The sequence below is a fragment of the Telluria aromaticivorans genome (assembly GCF_013003915.1).
Taxonomy (GTDB): Bacteria; Pseudomonadota; Gammaproteobacteria; order Burkholderiales; family Burkholderiaceae_D; genus Telluria; species Telluria aromaticivorans.
Map to the genome: position 1 here is coordinate 202,633 of NZ_JABAIV010000002.1, position 23,365 is coordinate 225,997.

At 61.4% G+C, this 23,365-nt stretch carries 22 protein-coding genes and 1 pseudogene; 7 read left to right on the forward strand and 16 right to left on the reverse strand.

Translation table 11 applies throughout. The annotated features are described in order from the left end of the window. The first annotated feature begins 301 nt into the window (after positions 1 to 301). Positions 302 to 1,651 carry an alpha/beta hydrolase family protein gene (locus HGB41_RS06385; RefSeq protein WP_171082360.1) on the forward strand — a complete coding sequence of 450 codons (1,350 nt, stop codon included), beginning with the start codon at positions 302 to 304 and terminating at the stop codon, positions 1,649 to 1,651. Between the two features lie 902 nt (positions 1,652 to 2,553). After that, on the forward strand, positions 2,554 to 4,863 hold the full coding sequence (locus HGB41_RS06390) for a PAS domain-containing protein (RefSeq protein ID WP_171082362.1): 2,310 nt from the start codon (positions 2,554 to 2,556) through the stop codon (positions 4,861 to 4,863). Positions 4,864 to 5,228: 365 nt separating this feature from the next. Here the strand turns inward: HGB41_RS06390 and HGB41_RS06395 are convergent, their stop codons facing one another. Both HGB41_RS06395 and HGB41_RS06400 read right to left on the reverse strand, forming a co-directional pair. Next, a complete protein-coding gene (locus HGB41_RS06395) occupies positions 5,229 to 5,441 on the reverse strand; it encodes a hypothetical protein (protein WP_171082364.1) in 213 nt (70 codons plus the stop codon). A gap of 375 nt (positions 5,442 to 5,816) precedes the next feature. After that, on the reverse strand, positions 5,817 to 6,146 hold the full coding sequence (locus HGB41_RS06400; RefSeq protein ID WP_171082366.1) for an H-NS histone family protein: 330 nt from the start codon (positions 6,144 to 6,146) through the stop codon (positions 5,817 to 5,819). A gap of 153 nt (positions 6,147 to 6,299) precedes the next feature. Here HGB41_RS06400 and HGB41_RS06405 point away from each other — a divergent pair. Further along, positions 6,300 to 6,964 (forward strand): annotated as a pseudogene (locus HGB41_RS06405) (tyrosine-type recombinase/integrase). Positions 6,965 to 7,668: 704 nt separating this feature from the next. On the opposite strand, the gene HGB41_RS06410 reads toward HGB41_RS06405, so the two are convergent. Further along, positions 7,669 to 8,070, reverse strand: coding sequence for a hypothetical protein (locus HGB41_RS06410; protein WP_171082367.1), 402 nt, complete (start codon positions 8,068 to 8,070; stop codon positions 7,669 to 7,671). A 160-nt stretch (positions 8,071 to 8,230) separates the two neighbouring features. Then, positions 8,231 to 8,920 carry an NnrU family protein gene (locus tag HGB41_RS06415; protein ID WP_171082369.1) on the reverse strand — a complete coding sequence of 230 codons (690 nt, stop codon included), beginning with the start codon at positions 8,918 to 8,920 and terminating at the stop codon, positions 8,231 to 8,233. Between the two features lie 335 nt (positions 8,921 to 9,255). On the opposite strand from HGB41_RS06415, the gene HGB41_RS06420 reads away from it, so the two are divergent. Next, complete coding sequence (locus tag HGB41_RS06420; RefSeq protein ID WP_171082372.1) at positions 9,256 to 9,729, forward strand: hypothetical protein; 474 nt, start codon at positions 9,256 to 9,258, stop codon at positions 9,727 to 9,729. Positions 9,730 to 9,988: 259 nt separating this feature from the next. Here the strand turns inward: HGB41_RS06420 and flgL are convergent, their stop codons facing one another. The 11 genes from flgL to flgB all read right to left on the reverse strand — a co-directional run bounded on the left by flgL (position 9,989) and on the right by flgB (position 21,106). After that, entirely contained in the window at positions 9,989 to 11,218 is a 1,230-nt protein-coding gene (flgL, locus tag HGB41_RS06425; RefSeq protein WP_171082374.1) for a flagellar hook-associated protein FlgL, read from the reverse strand. Positions 11,219 to 11,259: 41 nt separating this feature from the next. Further along, the gene (gene flgK / locus HGB41_RS06430; RefSeq protein ID WP_171082376.1) at positions 11,260 to 13,206 is read right to left on the reverse strand and encodes a flagellar hook-associated protein FlgK; all 1,947 of its coding nucleotides are present in this window, start codon (positions 13,204 to 13,206) and stop codon (positions 11,260 to 11,262) included. Positions 13,207 to 13,439: 233 nt separating this feature from the next. Continuing rightward, positions 13,440 to 14,408, reverse strand: coding sequence for a flagellar assembly peptidoglycan hydrolase FlgJ (gene flgJ, locus HGB41_RS06435; RefSeq protein ID WP_171082378.1), 969 nt, complete (start codon positions 14,406 to 14,408; stop codon positions 13,440 to 13,442). A 12-nt stretch (positions 14,409 to 14,420) separates the two neighbouring features. Continuing rightward, a complete protein-coding gene (locus HGB41_RS06440; protein ID WP_229422855.1) occupies positions 14,421 to 15,524 on the reverse strand; it encodes a flagellar basal body P-ring protein FlgI in 1,104 nt (367 codons plus the stop codon). 10 nt (positions 15,525 to 15,534) lie between these two features. After that, positions 15,535 to 16,194: a flagellar basal body L-ring protein FlgH gene (locus HGB41_RS06445; protein ID WP_371868467.1), complete on the reverse strand. Its 660-nt coding sequence runs from the start codon at positions 16,192 to 16,194 to the stop codon at positions 15,535 to 15,537. A gap of 2 nt (positions 16,195 to 16,196) precedes the next feature. Continuing rightward, positions 16,197 to 16,979 (reverse strand): flagellar basal-body rod protein FlgG, encoded by a 783-nt coding sequence (gene flgG, locus HGB41_RS06450; RefSeq protein ID WP_171082384.1) that lies wholly within the window; start codon positions 16,977 to 16,979, stop codon positions 16,197 to 16,199. A 64-nt stretch (positions 16,980 to 17,043) separates the two neighbouring features. Continuing rightward, the gene (flgF, locus tag HGB41_RS06455) at positions 17,044 to 17,784 is read right to left on the reverse strand and encodes a flagellar basal-body rod protein FlgF (protein ID WP_171082386.1); all 741 of its coding nucleotides are present in this window, start codon (positions 17,782 to 17,784) and stop codon (positions 17,044 to 17,046) included. A 191-nt stretch (positions 17,785 to 17,975) separates the two neighbouring features. Further along, on the reverse strand, positions 17,976 to 19,511 hold the full coding sequence (locus HGB41_RS06460) for a flagellar hook protein FlgE (RefSeq protein WP_171082388.1): 1,536 nt from the start codon (positions 19,509 to 19,511) through the stop codon (positions 17,976 to 17,978). 33 nt (positions 19,512 to 19,544) lie between these two features. Beyond that, on the reverse strand, positions 19,545 to 20,258 hold the full coding sequence (locus HGB41_RS06465; RefSeq protein ID WP_171082390.1) for a flagellar hook assembly protein FlgD: 714 nt from the start codon (positions 20,256 to 20,258) through the stop codon (positions 19,545 to 19,547). Positions 20,259 to 20,277: 19 nt separating this feature from the next. After that, positions 20,278 to 20,679, reverse strand: a complete 402-nt coding sequence (gene flgC / locus HGB41_RS06470; RefSeq protein ID WP_171082392.1) for a flagellar basal body rod protein FlgC — start codon at positions 20,677 to 20,679, stop codon at positions 20,278 to 20,280. Positions 20,680 to 20,689: 10 nt separating this feature from the next. Beyond that, entirely contained in the window at positions 20,690 to 21,106 is a 417-nt protein-coding gene (flgB, locus tag HGB41_RS06475; protein ID WP_171082394.1) for a flagellar basal body rod protein FlgB, read from the reverse strand. 303 nt (positions 21,107 to 21,409) lie between these two features. On the opposite strand from flgB, the gene flgA reads away from it, so the two are divergent. The 3 genes from flgA to HGB41_RS06490 all read left to right on the forward strand — a co-directional run bounded on the left by flgA (position 21,410) and on the right by HGB41_RS06490 (position 23,016). Beyond that, the gene (gene flgA / locus HGB41_RS06480) at positions 21,410 to 22,105 is read left to right on the forward strand and encodes a flagellar basal body P-ring formation chaperone FlgA (RefSeq protein WP_171082396.1); all 696 of its coding nucleotides are present in this window, start codon (positions 21,410 to 21,412) and stop codon (positions 22,103 to 22,105) included. Positions 22,106 to 22,230: 125 nt separating this feature from the next. Next, on the forward strand, positions 22,231 to 22,539 hold the full coding sequence (gene flgM, locus HGB41_RS06485; RefSeq protein ID WP_171082398.1) for a flagellar biosynthesis anti-sigma factor FlgM: 309 nt from the start codon (positions 22,231 to 22,233) through the stop codon (positions 22,537 to 22,539). Positions 22,540 to 22,545: 6 nt separating this feature from the next. Next, entirely contained in the window at positions 22,546 to 23,016 is a 471-nt protein-coding gene (locus HGB41_RS06490; protein ID WP_171082401.1) for a flagella synthesis protein FlgN, read from the forward strand. A gap of 127 nt (positions 23,017 to 23,143) precedes the next feature. On the opposite strand, the gene HGB41_RS06495 is transcribed toward HGB41_RS06490, so the two are convergent. Continuing rightward, positions 23,144 to 23,359, reverse strand: a complete 216-nt coding sequence (locus HGB41_RS06495) for a hypothetical protein (protein ID WP_171082403.1) — start codon at positions 23,357 to 23,359, stop codon at positions 23,144 to 23,146. Positions 23,360 to 23,365 lie beyond the last annotated feature (6 nt).

The window sequence follows — 23,365 nt, forward strand, 5'->3', positions numbered from 1 at the left end:
GTGAGGTCCGCTTTTGGCCGAACTCGGCCGTTCGACACAGCATAACAGGTAGCCGAAGCGGAGGACTCTCGAACGATTACGACCGACCGGAACCGACCCAAAGCAGACCTAGGACGCGCTGACGTTAGGCGAACTTCCGTAGAAGACAAACAGCCGGGAACTGTCTTCGCTCATCCTCACACAGCGGCTAGTACCGGAATTCTTGGTTTGAGCCATAAAATTCCCCTCTTCATCGGATTGATTGGATTGGCAACGACGTTATCGCATAACATTCTTGACAATCATTCATCCTGGAGAACCCATGAAATCACCGGCATCCGCCCTATTAGCCGCATTGCTGCTGGCAGGTTCTGTCTCCTTCGCCCAGGATACTAAGAAACTGTCAGAAGCCAAGGTGACTGGCGCATCCATTCATGCTAATGCATTGCTCGAACAGGCACGCATTGCGGGTAACCCCTTTAGACCAGCTCCTTGTGAGACGGGTATTTTCCAAATCAATAAGGCAACATTCGTCGCTGTTACAAGAGCAGAAAGTGGATTTAACTATACTTTTAGCGACGGGATTGTCGGCAACACGCAGCACGCCAATGCGCTGATCAAGTGTGGGCAAGGTGCGGTTCTCGTTGGCGCAAAGGAGACCTGGCCGAGAGTTGCCGTTGTCGAATCGAATACACGATTTGAGTCTAACGGCGTCACGCTCGCCGGCCGCTTGATGGAACTCCCGGGCGCGGGAAAGGACACGCCTCTGGTCGTCTACGCGCATGGTTCCGAAGATGACGGCTGGATTGATCGCGCGGGCGATCCTTACCAAATGGTGGGACGGGGCGTGTCGGTATTCGTCTATGATAAGCGCGGCACTGGGCTTTCCGAGGGAGAGTATACGCAGAATTTTCCACGCCTGTCCGATGACCTGGTAGCGGCGTCGCGCGAAGCCAAACGGCTGGCGCAGGGCCGCTTCGGTCGTTTCGGACTGCTCGGCTTGAGCCAAGGTGGATGGATCGCCCCGCTCGCGGCGGTGAGTGCCAAGGCAGAGTTTCTCGGCATCGGCTTCGGCTTGGTCGTTGACATCGCAGAACAAGATGCTGCTCAAGTCACGAAGGAACTGCGGGATCGCGGCTATGGCGACGATATCCTTGCCAAGGCCAAGGCGGCGACGGATATAACGCGAAGATTGGTGAAATCTGGATACAAAGAGGGTCTGGACGAACTTGCAGATTTCCAGAATAAATTCGGAAAAGAAGCTTGGTTTTCTCTTGTAAAGGGTGGGTACACCGGCGTGTACTTGAGTATGTCCGTGGATGATCTGCGCAAAAATGGCGTACCGCAATTAGATAAGCTGGGTGTCGACTGGTCGCAAAATCCCATGCAGGTCTTAAAAAAGGTCGATGTGCCGCACATGTGGGCATTGGCAGATGAAGACCGGCAAGCCCCTATTGCGCTGACCGTTGAGCGGCTCTCGAATTTGCGTAAAGAAGGTCAGGACATCTCAATGTATATATTCCCCGATACCGATCACGGCATGTGGAATTACGAGCAAGCGGCCGATTTTTCGCGCAAGCATACTCGAATTACTCCGGGCTTTTACGATCTGATGGCTGACTGGGCAAAAGGCAAACTCGGCGAAAAGTACGGGAAGGCGTATCGCAGATAGCGGCCGTAAGCGGGAGTCCCACGTTGGCCTGCTGAAGCAGGCCAACCGCACCCCAGGAGCATTCACCGACATCGAAGCGAGTCAGATGGCGACCGCGTATTGCGTGCAGCGGGCCGATCTTGTCGGGCTACCAGTCAGTGGCAGATAATGCTGGTTCGCGGCAATGGAATGCAGGCCGGCGCGGTTACATGTAGGTTCGTTTGCAGCTAGTTTCTGCCGCTCGTCGATACGATGGCCCGGAAACACAAGCGCCAAGTCGACGGCAGTTAGCCCATAGATGAGACCGATATCAAGGTCAGAATTCGCGAACGGTCGCTGTCGGCCGCGCAGTCGATCACTGACGGTCTGGTTTCGACCCAAAGCAGACGGATCGGAACACGGATCCGACGTTGCGTTTGCCGAGCTAAATATCATCATTTCGTCAACCCGATTGATCTCGAAGCACTTTCGAAAGTCCTCGCACTGTAGGTTGGCAGGACCGCCGCAACGCTTCACGGACCCACTGACAGGCTCGACTTGGTCAATAAATATAACGTTTCTTGCATGTAAGTTAAGTAATAGTCTCCTGATTGTTGGAAATGATGTCATACTGAATTTTCGTCTCGTGATTTTCAAGCTACCACTCTAACGTTCCGGCAGGAAAGTTCTAGCCTCACTTCATTAGCAATACTACTGGCACTCTGCCAGGGCACTTCGGCCCGCCTATCTTTCGATTTTTTACGCTCGTCACATCAAGTGATGAGCGCTCGGCCGTTCTCGGCCCGGTTTTTCTTCGTACTAGCCTCGCAAGTTGCGCATCAATTAACGTGCAAATGCCGGCTGGGTATGGCTGCTTCCCGACAAATCGGAATTGCAGCAACCAATAGGAGTTCATCATCGACGATATTTCAGGTTTTTCTTCATTGAGTCAGATCGATATTGACGTGATCGATCTAGCAGAATTAGGTAAGGGTGTTTTCGAGGGCAGTCCAGACTGCATCAAGCTGCTGGACGCCGACGGTCACATACTCGCGATGAATCGTAATGGCATATGTGCCATGGAGATCGATGACTTCAAGTCCGTGCGCGGGGCCATGTGGCCAACCCTTTGGACCGAAGAGAACCGCCACGCCATTGAAGCGGCGATCGTAGCCGCCCGCAGTGGGCGCAACTACAGCCTGAATCTGGCATGTCCGACTGCCAAAGGCTCGCCACGCTGGTGGGATGTAACGGTGTCACCGATTATCAGCGCCGATGGGCGGGTCAACAGAATCCTTTCCGTGTCACGCGACATCACAGAAGCGCGCTTTGCAATGGAAAAGGTGCGTGTGAGCGAAGCGAGGTTCCGCTCGCTCGTGACTGCAACAGCTGCAATCGTCTGGGGTATGCCTGGATCGGGCCAATTCGATGAAGAGCAACCTGGCTGGTCCTCGTTCACGGGCCAGCTTTTCGAGGCAATGAAAGGTCTTGGCTGGCTCGATGCCGTGCACCCTGACGATCGGCAGGAGACAGCCGTCTTGTGGGACCAGGCAGTCAGTACCGGCGGTCTGTTCGAGGGCGAACACCGGCTGCGTCGAGCCGATGGCCAGTTCCGTCACATGAGCATGCGTGCCATGCCGATCAAGGGGCATGACAACACCATTATCGAATGGATCGGCGTTCACACTGACATTCATGACCGAAAAAGCGGGGAAGCGATTCTTCGCGACAATGAAGAGCGCGTGCGGCTTGCAACTGAGTCGGCCGAACTCGGCTTGTGGGCATGGCTTCCCAGCACCGATGAGGTCGTTTGGGAAAACGACCGGCCCTATGAAATATTTGGCCTTGATAAACGCGAGCCTGCAGTGACAGCGCGCGAGTTTTTGACCAGGTTCGTTCATCCGGACCACATTGCCGAGTTTGGGCATGCCGTCACAAATACGATTGAGACCGGCGCGCGCCTGCATTTCACGGGAAGAATTCGACGCACGAACCAAGAGCTGCGCTGGGTGGAATTTTTTGGTAATCTGCAGCCGGACCTGGACGGCGACCCGTTGCGCATCATCGGCACGGTGGCCGATATCACCAGTGGTAGGGAGCGTGAGGAAGAGTTACGACGCCTTGCAGCCAACCTGTCTGAGGTTGACCGCCGGAAAACAGAGTTTCTAGCCGTTCTTGCCCACGAATTACGTAATCCGCTTGCACCGATACAACACGGGCTGCAACTTATTCGTACCCAGCCCGGAAATGCTGACGTATTGGATAAAGTACGCACCATGCTGGACCGGCAGGTGAATCAGATGGTTCGGCTCGTCAATGACCTGCTTGATGTCGCCCGTATAACCAGCGGAAAAGTCGAACTCAGGAAGCGCCGTGCTGAAATTAGCGACTTGGTGCAGATCGCCGTCGAGACGAGCATGCCGTTGATTAACTCCTCGAACCATAGTTTTTCGATCAAGGTTCCTACTGAATCGATGCCTGTTTATGTCGATCCGGAGCGCATCTCCCAAGTCATCAGTAATTTGCTGAACAATGCCGCCAAGTACACGCCGTCGGGAGGCGAGATCTCGCTCGACGTCAGTTGTCATCAACACGAAGTAATCATTTCGGTGACCGACAACGGCATCGGTATTGCACCGCAGTCGATCGGAGGCGTGTTCGACATGTTCCGTCAGGTTGGGCAGGACATCGAGCGGTCTCAAGGTGGGCTTGGCATTGGACTGTCCTTGGTTAGACAGCTCGTCGAGCTACACGGGGGAACGACATTTGCAACAAGTCCAGGCGAAGGCGGCGGCAGTACCTTTGTGATCCGTCTGACGATGATCGATGCACCGATGGCGACACTACTGCAGACTGAGACGCTACCGGTACTAATCGAGCCCAAGAAACTACGGATATTGGTTGCTGACGACAACATCGACGCGGCCGAGATTTTTTCGATGCTGTTACAGGTTTTAGGACACGATATCGAGATTGCCCATAATGGCCACGCAGCAGTAAAAATGATTCGCGAGCTTCATCCAGATATTGCCTTTCTTGACATCGGAATGCCGGGTCTGAACGGATATGAAGTTGCAAACGCTATCCGCAACAATGCAGAGTTGGCTGACGTAACGTTAGTCGCGCTTACTGGCTGGGGCAGCGAGCAAGATAAGAAACAATCCACAGCATCTGGCTTTGATTATCACTTCATCAAGCCTGTGGACATGAAGCTCATCGATAAATTGTTATTGCAGATTATCGCCTCGCATTGAGATTATGCGTCTCTAATTGAAATTTATGTCTGCCTGAATGTATGACAAACGGTGATTTTTAAGTCAGCGCAATATGCCCTGTTTCAGGGCGACTATTTTGCGGCAATACGTTGATCAACTCATCTAATAACCGACGTAAGAAGCATGACCGGAAATCAAACGAAGATCGGGTTTTCCCAGTAAGAGACCAGATATAAGTTAGCAGTCGTACTTTACAGCCTGGATACGGATTGTTTGCGAGGTGTTAGCTCGGCGGCGCCCGAAGGCCGTCCGGCGGCCCGATAGATTAGGCGTCATCTAGCCACGCGACGCCGGTGAACGAGCCAATAGTGATGAAGGCATGGCCAGCCGTGCGGCAAACAGCCTCAGAGCTTCTTCGGCCCCATCACTTTTACCGTGCGCCAGCGAAAGTTGTCGTTATCCGCCGGAATCCACTGCTGGCACCAGAAGTTGATGCATTCCTGCCCTTCTGTTCCGGGCGCGATCGCCAAGAAACTTTCCTCGTCGTAGTGCTGCACCTGGGACCGCTGCCAGGTCTGGCAGAACTTGCAGCGGATTTCTCCAAAGCCTTTCTTCATCGCGAGTTCCAGGGGCCAAGGTAAGCGGCGCCGGAACGTTCGAAGCAAGTTGAGGGCATCGACAAGGACCATAAGAATATCGAAGGCATGGCCCTTGTTCGCTTCCGCTTGGTCGACCAGTTAAGCTTGTAGACAGCGATCATCAACATTGAATGCAGTACGACCATGCCGAATGACATAAAGCGACAGCCTAGGTCCTTCTCGGTTCGGGCCCGTCTGTCGCAGGTCGCGTTCCATATTTTCATCTTGACTGGCTGCTATTGGCCGGCAGCAGACCTACCAAGACCGTTTGCTGCTCATTTGGCAGCAAGCGCTCCGGGTAGCCGCGTGAACCGCTGGCGGTCAGAAGTTCTTGGTAGGACTTAGGTGCGGAGATTAGATGCGGAAGTCAGCCAGCGTCTTACCGCCTGCGATGGCTTCGGCAATCCACTTCGGCTGCCGTCCACGGCCGGACCAAGTTTGAGCGTCGTCCGCCGGATTTTGATACTGCGCCTTCACCTTTTGACCTTTCCCTTTGTTCGACTTTTTCGTACCCGTAGCAAGCAGCTCATCTACAGATAAGCCGGCCTCTTGAGCAATCGAAAGAATCTGCTGCCGTGCTTTGGCCAGGTCACCCTGTTGGCGGCTCTTGATCTCTTTTTCGATGTCGTGCTGCAGGCCCTTCAGCTCGCTCAGGTTGTAGCTTGACAGGTCTATGTTCGCCATTGAAGTTTCCTTTTCGATGAGGGTTGAACGTACTTTCTTCGATTCTACTATGCGCTTGGGAATTCAAATCGCTATGAAGTGCCGATGGTGTCGTTTAGGAGGGCGAGACACAATGCTTGGAGCAAAATCAGCTTCCACCACCAAGGAGTAATCATGGACGAGCGCATCGACAAAGGAAAGCTTTTTGTGCCCTGGAATAAAGGACGGCTGGTAGGTCAAAAGCTGCCACTCAAACTACGAGAAATTTGGGCAATTAGAATACGGTTACAGCTAGCAGAACGCTTAAGAGATCTTGCCCTGTTCAACCTGGCGATCGACAGCAAGCTCCGCGGGTGCGACTTGGTGAACCTTCGGGTAAAGGACATCGCACAGGGCAGAAATGTTTCTCATCGCGCCATAGTCATGCAACAGAAGACTCAGCGGCCTGTACAGTTCGAAATCACCGATCTAACTCGTCAGTCTGTCCTTGGCTGGATCGACAACCAGGGCCTGAACCCTTCTCAGTTCCTGTTTCCAAGTCGAGTCTCAGCCGTGCCTCACCTCTCTACTCGCCAGTACGCTCGCATCGTTTCCAGATGGGTAAAGTAAACTCAATTGGTCTAGATTGCACTGCCTACGGCACACATTCAATGCGGCGGACTAAGCCGACGTTGATCTACAGGCGGACGAAAAATCTTCGGGCGGTTCAGCTGCTTCTTGGGCGTACTAAGCTTGAAAGCACTGTACGGTATCTTCGGATCAAGGTGGATGATGCCCTTGAGATTGCGGCGCAAACTGGCATTCCCCCATCGTCACGGAAAGACCGGGGTCAGGTCTGACATCCAGGCACGACCTCTGCCTTACTTGCCGAACAGGGTCGGGGTCAAGTCTGACGAGAGGTCTGGTAACTAAGCCCGGGGATCGCGATGATCTCCCCTGCTAGTTGAGGCCCCATCGTAGCCCCTCACCCAGCCGCGGAACGAGAAAAAGCGGCATGGAACAACGCAGGCTCCACGGATCCCGACTCACGCAGCAGCGCTTCTTCCCGACTTGGAGCCAGCATCGGCATGCGCTCCGTCAGCGGCCGCTTTGAACCGCCGGCACTGACGCCGTGCTCGGGCCAAGCCACCATTCGCCGGTATAGGCAGCCGCCTGCGGCTGTTCGCGGTAAGCAGGCAACGAGCCTACGGGCGCCGTGCCAGGTGCCGGCCATGCCGTGACGCCGCACTCCGGCGTGCAGACCCATGCTGTGCCGCTCGTTGTTGCCACCAAAACGGAGACTGGCGACAGGTCCGAGAGCAGCACGCCCATCGGAGTCGGCAGCCTTCGCCCATCAGGCATCGGGGGCATTGCTTGCAGGCGGTTATGAACATTGCCAGTCAGGGTCAACACGATTGCCTCGGGACGGCGCCTGCGCTCGGCGCGCACGCGCGCCGCCATGCGCTCGTCGCCCGTCATGCCAAACGCGGCCCCAGCTGCTACACCCTCCTCCAGCACGAAGACGTTCAGGTTTGGCGAGCGCTGTTTTGCGAGGCGGAGTTGTTCAATGACTGAGCATGGCCATACTCGAGCGGCCGTCCTGGAAGGCGCGCGTCCAGAACGGGGAATCCAGCAGCTTCGCGACTGCAGGCTTGCCGCCATCCGAGGCGAGATAGCCGGCGAGCGGTTCGACCTGGTCCGGGCCGAGTTCCAGTCCGACCGACACTGCGTGGCCACGCTCGAGTGCGTTACACACCGCGGCGTCGAATGCGGCCGGTGTTTCGGCGGTCCCGTGCACCTCGCCCATCAGGATCAGTTTCCCGGGCTGAAATAAGCTCGCGAGCCCCGCAGGCACCATGCAACCCGCGACGGCATGGGCGGACGCGATGACAGGCATCGCGAGGCCGACCAGGGCGGTGAATGCAATGCCAGTGGAAATACGGAGAAAGCGGGTTGGGATCGTCATACGTTCTCGTTCTGGACTGCCTCATGTCGGCGACATGAAGGAGAACATGGTACCGGTATCGAACGAAGGGAAATCCTCGCTTTCTATCAGCTGGGAACGGACATGCAGTCAATTCCGGCAGCGTCTCGCGAGTGTGCGGGAGCGACGAGTAAAAGCCGCCTCACACCAGCCAGCGCCAGATGCCAGCCGCCCACCCAGCCATCGGAATGTGCGCCCAGGTCGCCAGCAGCCAGAACACCAGCCCACCGCCAAGCGCATGCGCCCCGAAGCCGCCGAAGCGCGCCCGTCCCTGCGCGATGGCCGCAAACGGCCAGTAACTCGTGCGCCCTTCCCACGCTGTCCACCCCTGCGGATCGAGCCCGGCCTTCTTGCGGTCCTGGAGCGCGGCGCCGACTAGCGACAGCACGATGATGGCCACGGCCACGATGATATTTTTCGTCACCGGATACACCAGGATGTGCACGATTCCCCAGATGGCGAAGGCCCACATCATCGGATGCCGGGTGATGCCGAACACGCCGCGCGCCTCTGCGCTGGCGGCATTGCTGGCGCCGGGCATGGCCGGGTTGCGGATCAGCGATCCGAGCAGCATGACGGAAGCGGCCAGCATCAGGACAGTGGCCAGCGCCCACAGGCCATCGCCGACATTCCATAACGGGGCCGTTTCCGGAGCCTTTGGGTAGACCGAGGCCATTCCACCCAGGGTAGCGAAGGCAACCACGGAATACAGGGCCAGGAAGCCTTTTTCGCCCATGGCGGCAACCAGGGGACGGCGCAAGGGATGCGACAGGATGAAATGCGAGCCCACGAACGCGGCGGCAGATGCCAACAGCAAGATCGAACCGTCCATGCGCAGCTCCTCGTTGATTGATGAGTAGCGCAAACTATAGCACTTGCAATGCGGTCAACCTGGCCAATTCGATGCAAGATTCCGCAACGACTGGCGGATGGTCAAGGTGCGCTTCCGAATCGCGCGGCAGCGTGGCCCGGGCCTGACGTCTTGCTTCGTGGCGTGGGTGGCGACACGACAGTAAACAGCGTGTTTAAAATTGAACAAACCTGACAGGCAAAGGCCGCTCCAACGCGTGCGCAGGAAGCGCGCTCGATTGACTGGCCGGCCTCCGCTGCCGGAGCCCCCTGCCCCGGCAGTTCGAACCACGTCCACACGCATAGGAATCAAGAAGAATGAATACTCCCAGCCTGCTTTCCTCCGCCCTGATTGGCGCCGTCGCCAGCGCGCGCTCGATGACGCCCATGGCCACCCTCGCGGCGGCCCGCCTGGCCGGCCGCCGCACCTCGGGCGAGCTGTTCCTGCTGGATCGTCCCCTCTTTAAATATGGCGCGCTCGCCATGGGCGCCGGCGAACTGTACGGCGACAAGATGAAGTCGGCGCCCGACCGCACCGTCTTCCTGGGCCTGCTGGCGCGCGTCATGAGCGCCGGCATCGCCGGCGCAGCGCTGGCGCCGCGCGGCCGGGAAACGGCCGGAGCGGCAGTTGCAGTCGCCACCGCCGTGCCGCTCGCGTATTGCACGCTGGCCGCGCGCAAGCAAGCGATGGCGCGTATCGGCCAGACCAAGAGCGGGCTGATCGAAGACGCGCTGATCATCGCCGCGGGCATTGCGGTGGTGGCACTGGCGACGCGGCCGAGCCGCGGGTGAGCACGGTCCACTGGTAAGCGCCCACCAAAGCAAAAGAGCCGGCTCGCGCCGTAATGCGGATCACTTAAGCGCCGCTGGTCCCGTAGGGTGGGCAAGTCCCTTGCCCACGCGTTCAAACTACGGTGCTATAGCCCGTGCGGCTGTTCAAACCGTAACTATCACCGCGTGGGCGGGAAACCCGCCCACCCTACAAATTCTTCTTAACTGACTGACTTTACGGCTCGCGCCGGCTCTTTGTCCTTGCGCCCTGCCCCGCCGTTTACAGGTAGTTAAACAGCGACAGCCCCGACATTGTCTTGAACGACATCTGCGCCGCCTGCAGCGTCATCTGCTGCTGCGAGAAATCGGAAATGGCCTTGACCATGTCCAGGTCCTGCAGGTCCGACAGCGTGGCCGCGTACTGGATATCGAGGTCGTCGCCGGCGCTATCCAGGTAGTCGAGTTCCTTCATGTGCGCGCCCACCGATGCCTGCACGGTCAGCACGTTGTCGTGCGACGACTTCAGGTTGTCCAGCGCGGTAGCGATGTTGTTGGTCAGCGCAGCCTTGCCGGCCGAGCCATCGGCCGGGGCGCGCAGTGCCGCGATCAGGTTGGTCACGGTGGTGAAGACCGACTGCTTTTCGCTCGGTTTGGCGGTGAAGTTGTCGCCGTCGGCCGGCTGGCCCTTGATGTCGAAACTCAGGCCGCCGAAGGTGATCGCCTTGCCGGCCTCGTAGGCCTGCGCGGTCATGCCCGGTACCGCGACGTCGGTGCCGGTGGTGGTGTCGACCACGCTATAGGTGGTCACCGCCGGCGTACCGGTAACGGCGAAGGTCAGCTTGTAGTCGCGGCCGGCATCGGCCTGGACGCGGTCGACCACCGATCCTGACGAAATGATGGCGGCGCCCGTGTTGGCGGCCGCGGCCTGGGTCTGGAAGTTGCCGTTACCGGTCGGGTTGTTCTCGAACACTGCGCTGCCCGAAGCCGACAGCGGCATGCGGCGCGACGCGGCCACCTGCAGCTGGCGCTGGCCCTGGTCGCCCTTGTAGTCGGCGCCGCCGGGCGTCGTGGTAAACGGCTGGGTGGTGGCCATATAGCCGGAGAACAGGTAGCCGCCGGCGCCGTCGGTGGAATTGGCCACGCCCAGCAAGTCGGCCAGGCGCCCTTCCAGCTCCGTCGCCAGCAGCTGGCGGTCCTTGGTCAGCATGCTGCCATTGCCGGCGGTGACAGCCAGCTCCTGGATGTCCTGCAGCAGGTTGCCGGCGTTTTGCAGCGCGCCTTCGACGGTGGTCAGCGACGAGCGCGCGCTGGCGCGGTTGGTCGCGAACTGGAGGTTCATCTCCTTGGTCTGGCTCACTTCGAGCACGCGCGCCGAGGCCACCGGGTCGTCGGCCGGGGTCAGAATGCGGCGCTCGGTCGAGAGCTGCATCTGGGTGCGCGCAAGCGCGCTCTGCAGCGAATTGAGCTGGCTGGTCGCGTTGCCGTAGATGGACAGTGAACTGATGCGCATGGGTGCCTCGTGTTTTTTCTGTGACTGATGCGGTGTTTCGATCAACGGCCGATCGACAGCAGCGTATCGAAGATGCTGCCGGCGATCTGCATCACCTTGCCGGCGGCCTGGTAGGCCTGCTGGTACTTGATCAAATTGGTCGCTTCCTCGTCCAGGTTCACGCCCGAGACATCCTGGGCCGCGGCCTGGGCCTGGGTCAGCAAGGCTTCGCCGGCCTGGCCATTCACCTGCACTTCGCGGGTCTTGTTGCCGACCGTGCTCACCAGTTGGGCGTAGGACGATTGCAGGGTGGCGGTGCCGTTGTTGAAGATGTTCTTGGTCTGCAGGTCGCCCAGCAGGCCGATGTTGCGGGTGTCGCCGATGCCGCCGCCGTTGCTGGCAATCTTGAAGGTGTCGCCGTCGCCCGGCGCACCGCTCATGGTCACGCTGATGCCCCCAAACGTGTAGGTCGAACCAGCCTTGAATTGCACGCTGCCCGAGGGGACCGTGCTGGCGGCGCCGGTGCTGTCGACCACGCGTACGGTCCCGGCCGGGAAGCCGGTCAGGTTGCCGCTCGCCTTGTCGAAGCTGAGCGTCACCGGCAGCGCCGGGGCGCCGCCCAGGAAGTTCGCGTCGACCTTGCCTTCGCTGATCTTGGCAGTGCCGGTATTGCCCACCGGTGCGCTGGTGGCGATCGGCGCGGCCGCGGCAATGCCCGCCACATCCTTGACCAGCACGTTGAAATTGGCGGCGCCGCCGATGGTCGGGCGCACCAGGAAGTTGTCTTCTTTGGCCGCGGTGCCGGTGATCTTGAAATCGACGCCGTAGATGGTCTGGGCCGCACCGGCGCCGGTGTAGGCGGTTTTCTGGTTGTCCGACAGGCGGATCACCTGGTAATCGGTACCGTCGAATTCGACCTTGAAGTCGCTGTCCGCCAGGGCCGCCGGGTTGCTCACCACCGCCTCGACCTTGGTGGTGCTGGTCGACGCATTGTTGATGTTCTTGCCGACATAGGCCGGCGCCAGGCTGAAGAAGTCGCCGCCGGGTGCGCCGTTCTGGTCCAGGCCCAGCTTGTGCTGCTGGTTGAACTCGAAGGCCAGGCCGATCGCGACCTTGCCCAGCGCGCTTTGCGCCGGGTCCAGCGTCTTGCTGCGGAACTCCAGGGCGCCGCCCAGGGTGCCGCCGGACAGGGCGTTCTCGCCCAGTACCGAGACCTTGCTGCCGGTCACGTAACCGACTTCGAGGCGGGTCAGGTCGGTCGGCGACTTGGTGGCCGCCAGCTCGAAGGCGCGCTGGCCGACGACCAGCGGCTGGCCGCTGCCGATCGACACCGTCAGGCTGCCGTTGTCGCCCGGGCGCACGGTGGCTTTTACTTGCGTGTTCAGTTCCATCACCAGCTGGTCGCGCTTGTCGAGCAGGTCGTTCGGCGCGCGCTGCATGGCCGAGGCGAAGGTGCCGATCTTCTCGTTCAGGTCGGCGATCTGGCTGGCATAGGAATTGATCGTGGTGATGCTGCTCTCGATCGTGCTGTTGATGCCTTCGCGGATCTCGCCGAGGCGGCTATCGAGGGCCTGGAAGCGCGTGGCCAGGGTGTCGGCACTGGACAGCATCGACTGGCGCGACGGGACCGAGCCGCGGTTGGCGGCCATGTCCTGCACGCCCTTGAAGAAGCTCTGCAGCGACGGCGACAGGCCGGCGGTCTGGTCGGCCAGCATGTTGTCGATCTGGCTGATCTGGCTGTAGTACGAGTCCAGCCCGCTCTTGCTGGCCTGGGCGTTGCGCACCTGGGTGTTGAGGAATTCGTCGCTGTAGCGCTTGATCTGGTCGATCTGGGTGCCGGTGCCGATGAAACCGACGCCGGTCTCCATCATCGGGGCGGTCGACTGCACCACGGTCTGGCGGTTGTAGCCGGCCACGTTGGCGTTCGCGATGTTGTGGCCGGTCGTGGACAGGCCCGCCTGTGCGGCGAACAGGCCGCTCTTGCCAATGCTGAGGAGGTTACCGGACATGTTTGCTTTCTTTCTCTGACTATCTTATCTACGGCAACTTTTCAGAAAACTGTAGGGTGGGCGGGTTTTCCCGCCCACGCGGTGATCGCTATCGGCTCCGCTATCGTGCCGGATGATCTTGCTGCGAACTATCACCGCGTGGGCAAGGTAATTCAGGCCAGTGGCCTGAATTACGAATTGCCCACCCTACGGGGTTCGTGGTCATTTCGTTCGGCGGCGGGTCTTGAGTCTGTTTAAGCCAATGAATTCTTGATAACGCGGGTCAGCTTGGCGGCGTAATTCGGATCGGTCGCATAGCCGGCGCGCTGCAGGCCGTGGGCGAAGGCCGAGGCGTCGCCGCCGCTGGCCAGCACTTTTTCGTAGCGCGGGTTCTTGGCCAGCATGTTAGCGTAGTCCTTGAACGAATCGGCCGGCGTGTCGTAGGCGCGGAACTTTTCTACTTTCTGCTGCGGACGGCCGTTGACGTATTCGGTGGTGACTGCGGTGGCGACCTTGCCCTTCCAGCCCGGGCCGGCCTTGATGCCGAACAGGTTGTTGCTGTTGGTTCCGTCCGCATTGCGGATCATGCGCTTGCCCCAGCCGCTTTCCAGCGCGGCCTGGCCCAGCATGAACTTGGCCGGCACGCCGGTGGCGCGCTCGGCTTCGGCGGCATGGGCGTGCAGCTTTTCCTGGAAGGCGCGCACGTGTGGCGTCTGCACGCGGCCGGTGGCGGTGGTCAGGGGCAGCGGCGCGGCGCCCGGGGTGCTCAAGCCGGTCTTCATGATGGTGGCGGCATCCTTCCCCGGCGGCATGCCCTGCAGCGGCGCGACCGCGGTTGCGGCGGCGGCAGCCTTGCCGGCCGCCCCGGTATCCGACGTGCCGTCCGCGCCAATGGCCAGCGCCTGGGCGCCCATCTGGTTCGAGGTCAGCTGGCGGGTGAGCATGTCGGCCAGGCCGACGCCGCGCTTGGCCAGGTTCTGGCTCATCTGCTGGTCGAGCATGCCGGTGAACATCTTGGACTGCTGGTTGTCCATCATCCCCTCTTGCGGGGTGGCGTCGCGCATGCTCTTCATCATCATGTTGATGAACATGGCTTCGAACTGGGTAGCCGCCTCCTTCAGCGCGGCAGGCGAGCCGGCCTTGGCCGATTGCTTGAGATCGCCCAGGCCCTTGGTGTCGAGGGCGAACTTGCTGGTCAGGTCAGTGGAAGGAGAGCCGATCATATGAGTGCTTTCTTAGATGATCTCGAGTTCGGCGCGCAGCGAGCCGGCGGCCTTCAGGGCCTGCAGGATGGCCAGCAGGTCTTGCGGGGTGGTGCCGATCGAATTCATGGCTTTCACCACTTCGGCCAGCGAGGCGCCGCCCTTGACCATCAATACGCGGCCCGGGTCTTTCTTGACGTCGACCGAGTTCGACTGGGTCACCACGGTGGCGCCGCGCGAGCGCGGGGCCGGCTGGCTCACGTTGGTGTCCGCGCCGACCGTCACGGTCAGGTTGCCGTGCGAGATCGCGCAGTTGTCCAGCATCACGGCCTGGTTCATCACCACCGAGCCGGTGCGCGCATTCATGATCACCTTGGCCGCATCCTTGGCGCGGGCGATGTCGATGCTTTCCAGCTGGCCGATGAAGGCCACGCGCTGGTCGCTGGAGGACGGGGTGCGTACGCGGATCACGCGGCCGTCCAGCGCCGTGGCAATGCCCGCGCCGAACTGGTCGTTGATCGCTTCGGTCACGCGGGCGGCGGTCGAGAAATCGGTTTCCTTCAGCTCGAGGCGGATCTGGTTGTCCGCGCCGAGGGTCGAGGCGACGGCGCGTTCGACCGTCGCGCCGGCGGAGATCTTGCCCACCGACAGGTGATTCACCTGCACCTGCGCACCGCCCGACTGGGCGCCGACGCCGCCGACCAGCACATTGCCCTGGCCCATGGCATACACCTGGCCATCGGCGCCGTGCAGCGGGGTCATGAGCAGCGTACCGCCGCGCAGGCTTTTCGCGTTACCGATCGACGACACGGTGATGTCGATGGTCTGGCCCGGCTGGGCAAAGGCCGGCAGCGAGGTCGTGACCATGACGGCCGCGACGTTTTTCAGCTGCAGCTGGGTGCCCGGCGGCAGGTTCACGCCCTTCTGCTGCAGCATGGCCTGGATCGACTGCACGGTGAACGGGGTCTGGCTGGTCTGGTCGCCGGTGCCGTCCAGGCCCACGACGATGCCGTAGCCGGACAACTGGTTCTGGCGCACGCCGGCGATGCTGGCGAGGTCTTTCAGGCGCTCGGCCTGGGCCAGTGGAGCGGCGCCCAGCAAGGCGGCGCACAGCATGGCGATCGAGGTGATTTTCATCTGCATATCCTCAGAACGGCAGCATCGACTGGAAGAAGCGCGAGAACATGTTGCTCACCTCGGCGCGGTCGACGCGGCTGTTGGTGCGGTATTCGACGCGCGCGTCGGCGACCAGGGTCGACGAGACCATGTTGCCCGGCTGGATGGTGTCCGGAGCGACCATGCCCGAGAAGCGGATGTACTCGACGCCCTTGTTCATGGCGACCTGCTTCTCGCCGGCGACGATCAGGTTACCGTTCGGCAGCACTTCGGTGACGGTCACGCCCAGCGTGCCGCTGAAGTTGTTCGACGCGCTCTGGGTGTCGGCATCGGCAAACTTGTTCGCGCCTTCCAGCGCCACGCCGGTGCCGAGCTTGGCTTGTAGCGGGCCCGGGATCGAGAAACCTGCGCTGCCCGACTTGCTGCCGGTGCTGGCGCCGGACTTGCCGGCCGAGGTGCGCTCGGAAATGTTCACCGTCAGCAGGTCGCCGATATGGCGCGCGCGGCGGTCTTCGAACATCGGGCGGTAGCTGCCCGCGTTGTAGATGGCGCCGTCGTTGGCGGGCGCGGTCTGCACCAGCATCGGGCGGCTCGAGGTCGGGCCCTGCACGATGCTGCTCGGGGTGGTCGAGCAGCCGGCCAGCGCCAGCAAACCAGCAAGGATAAAGAGAGAAGCGAATTTAGAGCTCATGATCATAACTGCGACAGTTTCTGCAGCATCTGGTCGGACGTGGTGATCGCCTTGCTGTTGATCTCGTAGGCGCGCTGGGTCTGGATCATGTTGACCATTTCCTCGACCACGTTGACGTTGGAGGATTCGACATAGCCCTGCATCAGCACGCCGGAACCGTTGGTGCCCGGGACGTTCAGGTTCGGGTTGCCCGAAGCGCCGGTCTCGACGTACAGGTTCTCGCCGCGCGATTCCAGTCCGGCCGGGTTGATGAAGGTGGCCAGTTGCAGCGAGCCGACCTGGGTCGGGGCCGCGGTGCCCGGCAGCTTCACCGACACGGTGCCATCGCGGCCGACGGTGATCGATTCGGCATTGGCCGGGATGGTGATGGCAGGCTGGACGACGAAGCCGCTGGAAGTGACCAGCTGGCCGTTGGCATCGGTCTGGAAGGAGCCGTCGCGGGTATAGGCCTGGGTGCCGTCCGGCAGCAGCACCGGGAAGAAACCGGAGCCGTTGACCATGACGTCCTTCGAATTGCCGGTCAGCTGGGGATTACCCTGGGTGAAGATGCGCTCGGTAGCGACGGTGCGCACACCGGTACCGATCTGCAGGCCCGAAGGCAAATTCGTCTGCTGCGACGATTGCGCACCTGGCTGGCGCACGTTCTGGTACAGCAGGTCCTCGAACACCGCACGGGAACGCTTGAAGCCGTTCGTGCTGACGTTGGCGAGGTTGTTGGTGATGACGTCGAGGTTGGTCTGCTGCGCTTCGAGGCCGGTCTTGGCAATAAACAGCGATCGGATCATGGAATTCTCCTAAGTGCAGCGGACACGGTCCGCCACGTACAGGAGAATTATGCTGCAGCAACTATCAATTCAAAGCGAGGATCTGGGTGGCTTTCGCGGCGTTATTCTCGGCGTTCTTCAACAGGCTCATTTGGGTATCGAAGGAACGTGCCAATGCGATCATGTCGACCATCGAATCGACCGCGCTGACATTGCTGCCTTCCAGCGCGCCGCCGGCCACGCGTACCGCCGGGTCGGCCTGGGCGGCGGAACCGTCCTTCAGGCGGAACAGGCCGTCGTCGCCGCGCACCATGTTGCCCGTTGGCGGATTGACCAGCTTCAGGCGGCCGAGGATGTTGGCGGCTGCCGGCTGGTCGGTGGTGGAGACGGTCGAGATGGTGCCGTCGCCGCCCACCGTCACGATGACGTCAGGCGGGATCGTGATCGGGCCGCCCTCGCCGGCGATGGTGGCGCCGTTGGCGGTGGTGAGCAGGCCATTGGCGCTGGTCTGCAGCGAACCGTTGCGGGTATACGCTTCGGTGCCGTCGGCCATCTGCACCGCCAGCCAGCCTTCGCCCTTGACGGCGACGTCGAGGTCGCGCCCGGTGACCTGCAGCGCGCCCGAGGAGAAATCGGCGCCCGGTGTCGAATTGACCACGAAGGCGCGCGTCGGCAAGCCTTCGCCTTGCACCGGCACCGCACGGAACACGTCCATCTGGGCCCGGAAGCCCGTGGTGTTCACGTTGGCCAGGTTGTTCGAGGTCGTGGCCTGCTTTTCCAGGATGTGCTTGGCGCCGCTGCCGGCGGTGTAGATCAGGCGATCCATCGTATATTTTCCTCGTTGCGACTATTCGAATTCTTGCTGACCGCGTGGGCAGGAGACCTGCCCACCCTACGGGTTCGTGGCTTTTTTGCCGATGCGGCCATCGACCGGTTTTCGTTTTTGGTAGGGTGGGCGGGGTAATTTCGGGCAATGCCCGGAATTACAAACGCCCACGCGGTCAAATCACGCTGGCATTAACGCAAATTCACCAAGGTCTGCAACACCGAATCCTGCGTCTTGATCGTCTGCGCATTGGCCTGGTACACGCGCTGCGCGGTGATCATGTTGACCAGCTCGGCGGTCAGGTCGACGTTCGAGCTCTCGACGGCCGACGACTGCAGCACGCCCATGCTGCCCGAGTTCGGGGTGCCCATCAGCGGCACGCCCGAGTTGGCCGACTCGGCCCAGGCATTATTGCCGAGCGGCTCGAGGCCATTCGGGTTGGTGAAGTTCGCCAGCACCACCTGGCCCAGCGGCTTGGTCTGGCCGTTGCTGTACTGGCCCAGGATGATGCCGTCCTGGCCGGTGGTGAAGCGCTGCAGGTTGCCGGCGGCATAGCCATCCTGCACGATTTTCTTTTCGCTGGTGGCGGTGCCGTACTGGGTGGTGCCGTCGTAGTCGATCGTCATCGTCATGATCGCTTCGGCGCCGGTGGCCGGGAACACCGGCAGGCTCGCGGTCATCTTGCCGGCGCTGGTCGAGGTAACCTTGTTCAGGCCGCCATTCGTGTCGAACACCAGGGTGCCGATGCTCTTCGGCGGCACGTCGACGGCCTTCGCCATGGCTTCGTCGACTTCCGCCGGCGTGGTGCCCGGCACCAGTGCGGCATTGGTCGCGGCAGTGGTGATCGCGGTCTGGTTGGCAGCGGTGCCGCCGGCGGTGCCGGCAGCGGCCGACACCATGGCCGAGGCCGCAGTGGCGTAGCTGTTCAGGGCGGCAGCGATGGTGGCCGGCACCGGCGGCACGGCCTTGGTGGCGGCTTCCCAGTTGGCGCGGGCGGTGTTCACCGCGGTGAAGGCGCCGCCGGTACCCTGGGCCGCGCCGGCAACTGCCAGGTTGGTCACTTCGGTGCCGTCGTTGGCGGCGTACACGTCCCAGCCGCCGGTGGCATTGCGTGCGTAATAGGTCGACAGTACGTGCGGATTGCCCAGCGTGTCGTACACGCTCATCGGGGTCTGCTTGTTGTAGGTGGTCGGGTCGTCCGCGTTGAAGGGCGAATTGGCCGGGGCCTGGCTACGCGAGTCCAGGTTCAGTTCCATCTTGACTTCCGAGGTCTTGACCGGCTGCAGGTCGGCGGTGTCGATCTGCAGCGGCGCCGGGGCGCCTGCCGAGAGCTGGCCGTTGGCATTCAGGCCGTAGCCGGTCAGCTTGGCACCTTGCGCGTTGACCATGAAGCCGTTCTTGTCGAGGTCGAACTGGCCGTTGCGGCTGTACTGGACCAGGCCCGAGGTTTCGGTGCGGAAGAAACCGGCGCCGTTGATGGCGATGTCGAGCGGGTTGTTCGAGGCTTCGACGTTACCCTGGGTGAACTGCTGCGCAATGCCCGCCACCTTCACGCCGATACCGGCGGTGACGCCGCCCGAACCGTTGAGCGAGCTGGCGTAGACGTCGGCGAACCGGGTGGTCGAACCCTTGAAACCGACTGTGCTCGCGTTGGCGATATTGTTACCGATGACGTCGAGGGATTTGGCAGCGCCGTTCAAGCCGCTCAGGCCTTGTTGGAAAGACATGGTGTACTCCTAATAGGTTGGTAAGCGGCTGGCTTACAGGATTTGTTTGATATCGGCCATGCTGACGGAACCCTTCACCGGAAGGTTCAGCTTGATGCCGTCCTTGCCGCTGGTGGTCACGCTCGCGACGCTGTCGAAGGACAGCCCTTTTGCATCGGTCAGGGCCTCGCCGCCGCGGGTAGCAACGACGCGGAAACTGTAGTTGCCGTTGGGCAGCGTCACCGGCTTGCCGGCGGCATCGAGGTTTTTCGGGTCGGGTACACCGTCCCAGGCCAGCGGCAGCACGCCGGCGGCCTGGGGGCCGAGATCGATGGCCTGGACATCCTTGCCGGTGACCGGATCGGTGATCACCACCTGCACCTTGTCGGCCGCGCTGCCGAGCTCGACGCCGAGGATGGCCTTGCCCGACTGCAGCTGGACCTTGTTGCCCTCGACCAGCACGCCGTGGCCGATCAGGTTGGTCGCCTGCATCGCCTCGGCCGACTGGTAGCTGGTCTTCAGCGATTCCAGGGTGGTATTCAATTTGTTGACGCCGGTGACGGTGGACAGCTGGGCCAGCTGGCTGGTGATCTGTGCGTTGTCGAGCGGGTTCAGCGGATCCTGGTTCTTCAGCTGGGTGACCAGCAGGGTCATGAACTTGTCGGTGTCGGCCTGGACGCTGTCGGTCTCGACCTTCTTCTTGGCGTTCATGGTCGACATCAGGTCAGTGATGTTGGCGGCCGGGCTGTTGTTGGCGATGGTGGTCATGGTGTATTGGTGTCTGGTGTTACTGGCCGAGGGTCAGGGTCTTGAGCAGCATGGTCTTGGCCGCATTCATGGTCTCGACATTGGTCTGGTAGGAGCGCGAGGCCGACAGCATGTTGACCATCTCGTCGACCACGTTCACGTTCGGCATCGCCACATAGCCCTTCTCGTCGGCCATCGGGTGCTTGGGGTCGTAGACCTGCTTGAGCGGCGACGGGTCCTCGACCACTTCGCGCACCCGCACCCCGGTGGCGCCGGACTGCTGCGGCACCGCCTCGAACACGACGGCCTTGGCGCGGTAGGCTTCGCCGTTGGCGCTGGTGGCGCTGTCGGCATTGGCCAGGTTGCTGGCCACGGTGTTCAGGCGCTGCGCCTGGGCGCTCATGGCCGAACCGGAAACGTTGAAGATATTGAATAGCGACATGAGTTACTCCTTACTGGCCCTGGATGGCCGCGAGCAGGCCCTTGATCTGGCTGTTGATCATCGTGATGCCGGCTTCGTAGCGCAGCGCGTTGTCGGCAAACTGGTTGCGCTCCACGTCCATGTCGACCGTGTTGCCGTCGACCGCGCCCTGCACCACGCCGCGGTACATCACCGGGGTGCCGTTCGAGAGCATGTCGCCGGTCGGCTTGCCCTGGCCGATGTGGTTCCGGGCGGTGGTCGCCATCGGGCCGGAAGCGCCCTTGGCCGCCAGCGCACCCTGCAGCGCGGCGGTGAAATCGATGTCCCGCGCCTTGTAGTTGGGCGTGTCGGCGTTGGCGATGTTCGAGGCCAGCAGCTCCTGGCGCTGGGCGCGCAGGGACAGGGCCTTCTCGTTGAAACTCAGGTACTGGTCGACTTTGCCGATCATGCTGCCTCCGGGCTGGGACTTATTGGGACAGCACCGATCATACGGACGGGCAACAAACACCAATCGATGGAGAAAGGACGGCAAACCCCGGCTATTCAAAGTTTCGCCATGGAATCATGCTGCCTAAAATGGCAGCATTCGAGGTAACGCTTGCGTTGCCGCGGATCGTAGGGTGGGCAGATTCTGCCCACGCGTTCAACGCCGGGGTGATTTGCCGCGGCGCGTAAATGCATACGTGATTTGAACGCGTGGGCAGGAAACCTGCCCACCCTACGGACATCCTCTTACCGGAGTTAGCCTTTCATGAAACACCACATCGCTGCCCTGCTCCTGCTGATCGCGCCATTCGCCTCCGCGCAACAGCCTGTCGCCGCGCGCCAGAACCTCCCTGCCCTGCGCGCGGTGGTGGAACAATACCTGCAGACCCAGACCGCCGGCCTGCCGGGCCAGGTGAGCGTCAAGGTCGGCAACGTCGACCCGCGCACCAGCCTGGCCGCTTGCCCGGCGCCGGAAGCCTTCCAGCAGCCGGGCGCGCGGGCGTGGGGGAAAACAACGGTGGGCGTGCGTTGCACCGCGCCGGCGGCATGGACGGTGTATATTCAGGCGAGCGTGAACGTGGTGGCCGATTACGTTGCCGCGGCCGTGCCGCTGGCCCAGGGCCAGGCAATCGACGCCAGCCAGCTCGTCATGATGAAGGGCGATATTGCGGCGATGCCGAACGGCATCATCACCGACATGGCCCAGGCGATCGGCCGTACGCCGACCGCCTCGCTGCAGGCGGGAACGCCATTGCGGCTCGATACGCTGAAAAGCAAACCCGTGGTCCAGCAAGGCCAGGCAGTGCGGCTGGTCTCGAAAGGCGCGAATTTCTCGGTGTCCGCCGAAGCGCGCGCGCTCGGCAATGCCGGCGAAGGCCAGGTGGCGCAGGCGCGCACCCAGTCCGGCACCGTGGTGAGCGGCACCGCGCGTAGCGGCGGCGTTATCGAAATCGCTATCTGAGGCTGCAGCCAGCGACGGCGCCTAATTTCATTCAATGGCCTTTTCTGCACTAAAGTTTGTGAAATCCGCGCCGTTACCGGATGCAGATACCGGAGTTTCCGCTCCGAACAGAGAAGGATGATGCTGTGAAAATCAACGATACCATCAAGGGCAACCCAGGCCTTCAGCCGGCGACGACGCCGGCCAACAACACCCGTACCGACAAGGCCGCGACCACCGCAGCCACGCCGGCGGCGACCGATAGCGTACGCCTGTCCTCGCAGGGCCAGGCCATGGCGGCTGCGGTCGGCGGCAACAACCAGGTGTTCGACACCAAGAAAGTTGAACGCATCAAGATGGCCATCGCCGATGGCCAGTTCCAGGTCAATTCCGAGAAAGTCGCCGACGGCCTGCTCGACACCGTGCGCGACTTGCTCCATTCACGCAAGCGATAATTTTTCATGCCCACCAGCCCAATCTCGACCCTCGCCACTGAACAGCAACACGTCATCTCCCTGCTGGAGCTGATGAAGCAGGAACAAACGCTGCTGGTCGCAGCGGACGCCGATGGGCTGGCGGAACTTACTCCACGCAAGAATGCGCTGTTGCAGGCGCTGGCCGAGCTGTCGGCCGAACGCCACGCGGCGCTGCTTGCTGCCGGCTGCGAAGGATCGGAAGCGGGCATGGAACCGTGGCTGGCTGTCGGCGGCACCGCCGAAGCGCGCAGCCAATGGGAACAACTGTTAGAGCTCGCCCGCCAGGCCAAGGAACTCAACCGCGTCAACGGCATGCTGATCAACAAGCAGCTGGCCCACAACCAGGGCGTGCTCAACGCCCTGCGCATGCCGGCCGGCGCCGAAGCCGGCGGGGTGTATGGTTCCAGCGGGCAGACGGTGGGCAGCGGACCGTCGAAGCGCTTCGTGGTCGGCTGAGGATTCCCGCATCAAACAACAACGGTCGCCCAGGCGGCCGTTTTGCGTGAGTGAGAGACGCTGATCAAACCAGTCATCCAGATTGACGACGTTCCAGGCAATACTGCGCTGCTTTCCGCGCTCGATCTCAGCCGATGCGAGACTTGATGTGTGTTCCCGGGCGCACATCGGCCTTCGCCAAAACGCGTGCGATAACGCCTTCAGGAATCCTGACGCTTTCCAGGAACTCTCTGGTGTATTCACAGCTGAGTGAGCGGCGCAGCACTACACCGACATCAACCAGCATTTGTTGATGGGTGTTGGTGCGGCGTTCGAAGAGACATTCGCTGTTCGAATCATTCATACACCT

Excerpts from the sequence above, each read along its gene's own strand:
- HGB41_RS06385 (WP_171082360.1), top strand. The coding sequence starts at position 302 with ATGAAATCACCGGCATCCGCCCTATTAGCCGCATTGCTGCTGGCAGGT.
- HGB41_RS06395 (WP_171082364.1), bottom strand. The coding sequence starts at position 5,441 with ATGAAGAAAGGCTTTGGAGAAATCCGCTGCAAGTTCTGCCAGACCTGG.
- HGB41_RS06400 (WP_171082366.1), bottom strand. The coding sequence starts at position 6,146 with ATGGCGAACATAGACCTGTCAAGCTACAACCTGAGCGAGCTGAAGGGC.
- HGB41_RS06410 (WP_171082367.1), bottom strand. The coding sequence starts at position 8,070 with ATGACGATCCCAACCCGCTTTCTCCGTATTTCCACTGGCATTGCATTC.
- HGB41_RS06415 (WP_171082369.1), bottom strand. The coding sequence starts at position 8,920 with ATGGACGGTTCGATCTTGCTGTTGGCATCTGCCGCCGCGTTCGTGGGC.
- HGB41_RS06420 (WP_171082372.1), top strand. The coding sequence starts at position 9,256 with ATGAATACTCCCAGCCTGCTTTCCTCCGCCCTGATTGGCGCCGTCGCC.
- flgL (WP_171082374.1), bottom strand. The coding sequence starts at position 11,218 with ATGCGCATCAGTTCACTGTCCATCTACGGCAACGCGACCAGCCAGCTC.
- flgK (WP_171082376.1), bottom strand. The coding sequence starts at position 13,206 with ATGTCCGGTAACCTCCTCAGCATTGGCAAGAGCGGCCTGTTCGCCGCA.
- flgJ (WP_171082378.1), bottom strand. The coding sequence starts at position 14,408 with ATGATCGGCTCTCCTTCCACTGACCTGACCAGCAAGTTCGCCCTCGAC.
- HGB41_RS06440 (WP_229422855.1), bottom strand. The coding sequence starts at position 15,524 with ATGAAAATCACCTCGATCGCCATGCTGTGCGCCGCCTTGCTGGGCGCC.
- HGB41_RS06445 (WP_371868467.1), bottom strand. The coding sequence starts at position 16,194 with ATGAGCTCTAAATTCGCTTCTCTCTTTATCCTTGCTGGTTTGCTGGCG.
- flgG (WP_171082384.1), bottom strand. The coding sequence starts at position 16,979 with ATGATCCGATCGCTGTTTATTGCCAAGACCGGCCTCGAAGCGCAGCAG.
- flgF (WP_171082386.1), bottom strand. The coding sequence starts at position 17,784 with ATGGATCGCCTGATCTACACCGCCGGCAGCGGCGCCAAGCACATCCTG.
- HGB41_RS06460 (WP_171082388.1), bottom strand. The coding sequence starts at position 19,511 with ATGTCTTTCCAACAAGGCCTGAGCGGCTTGAACGGCGCTGCCAAATCC.
- HGB41_RS06465 (WP_171082390.1), bottom strand. The coding sequence starts at position 20,258 with ATGACCACCATCGCCAACAACAGCCCGGCCGCCAACATCACTGACCTG.
- flgC (WP_171082392.1), bottom strand. The coding sequence starts at position 20,679 with ATGTCGCTATTCAATATCTTCAACGTTTCCGGTTCGGCCATGAGCGCC.
- flgB (WP_171082394.1), bottom strand. The coding sequence starts at position 21,106 with ATGATCGGCAAAGTCGACCAGTACCTGAGTTTCAACGAGAAGGCCCTG.
- flgA (WP_171082396.1), top strand. The coding sequence starts at position 21,410 with ATGAAACACCACATCGCTGCCCTGCTCCTGCTGATCGCGCCATTCGCC.
- HGB41_RS06490 (WP_171082401.1), top strand. The coding sequence starts at position 22,546 with ATGCCCACCAGCCCAATCTCGACCCTCGCCACTGAACAGCAACACGTC.
- HGB41_RS06495 (WP_171082403.1), bottom strand. The coding sequence starts at position 23,359 with ATGAATGATTCGAACAGCGAATGTCTCTTCGAACGCCGCACCAACACC.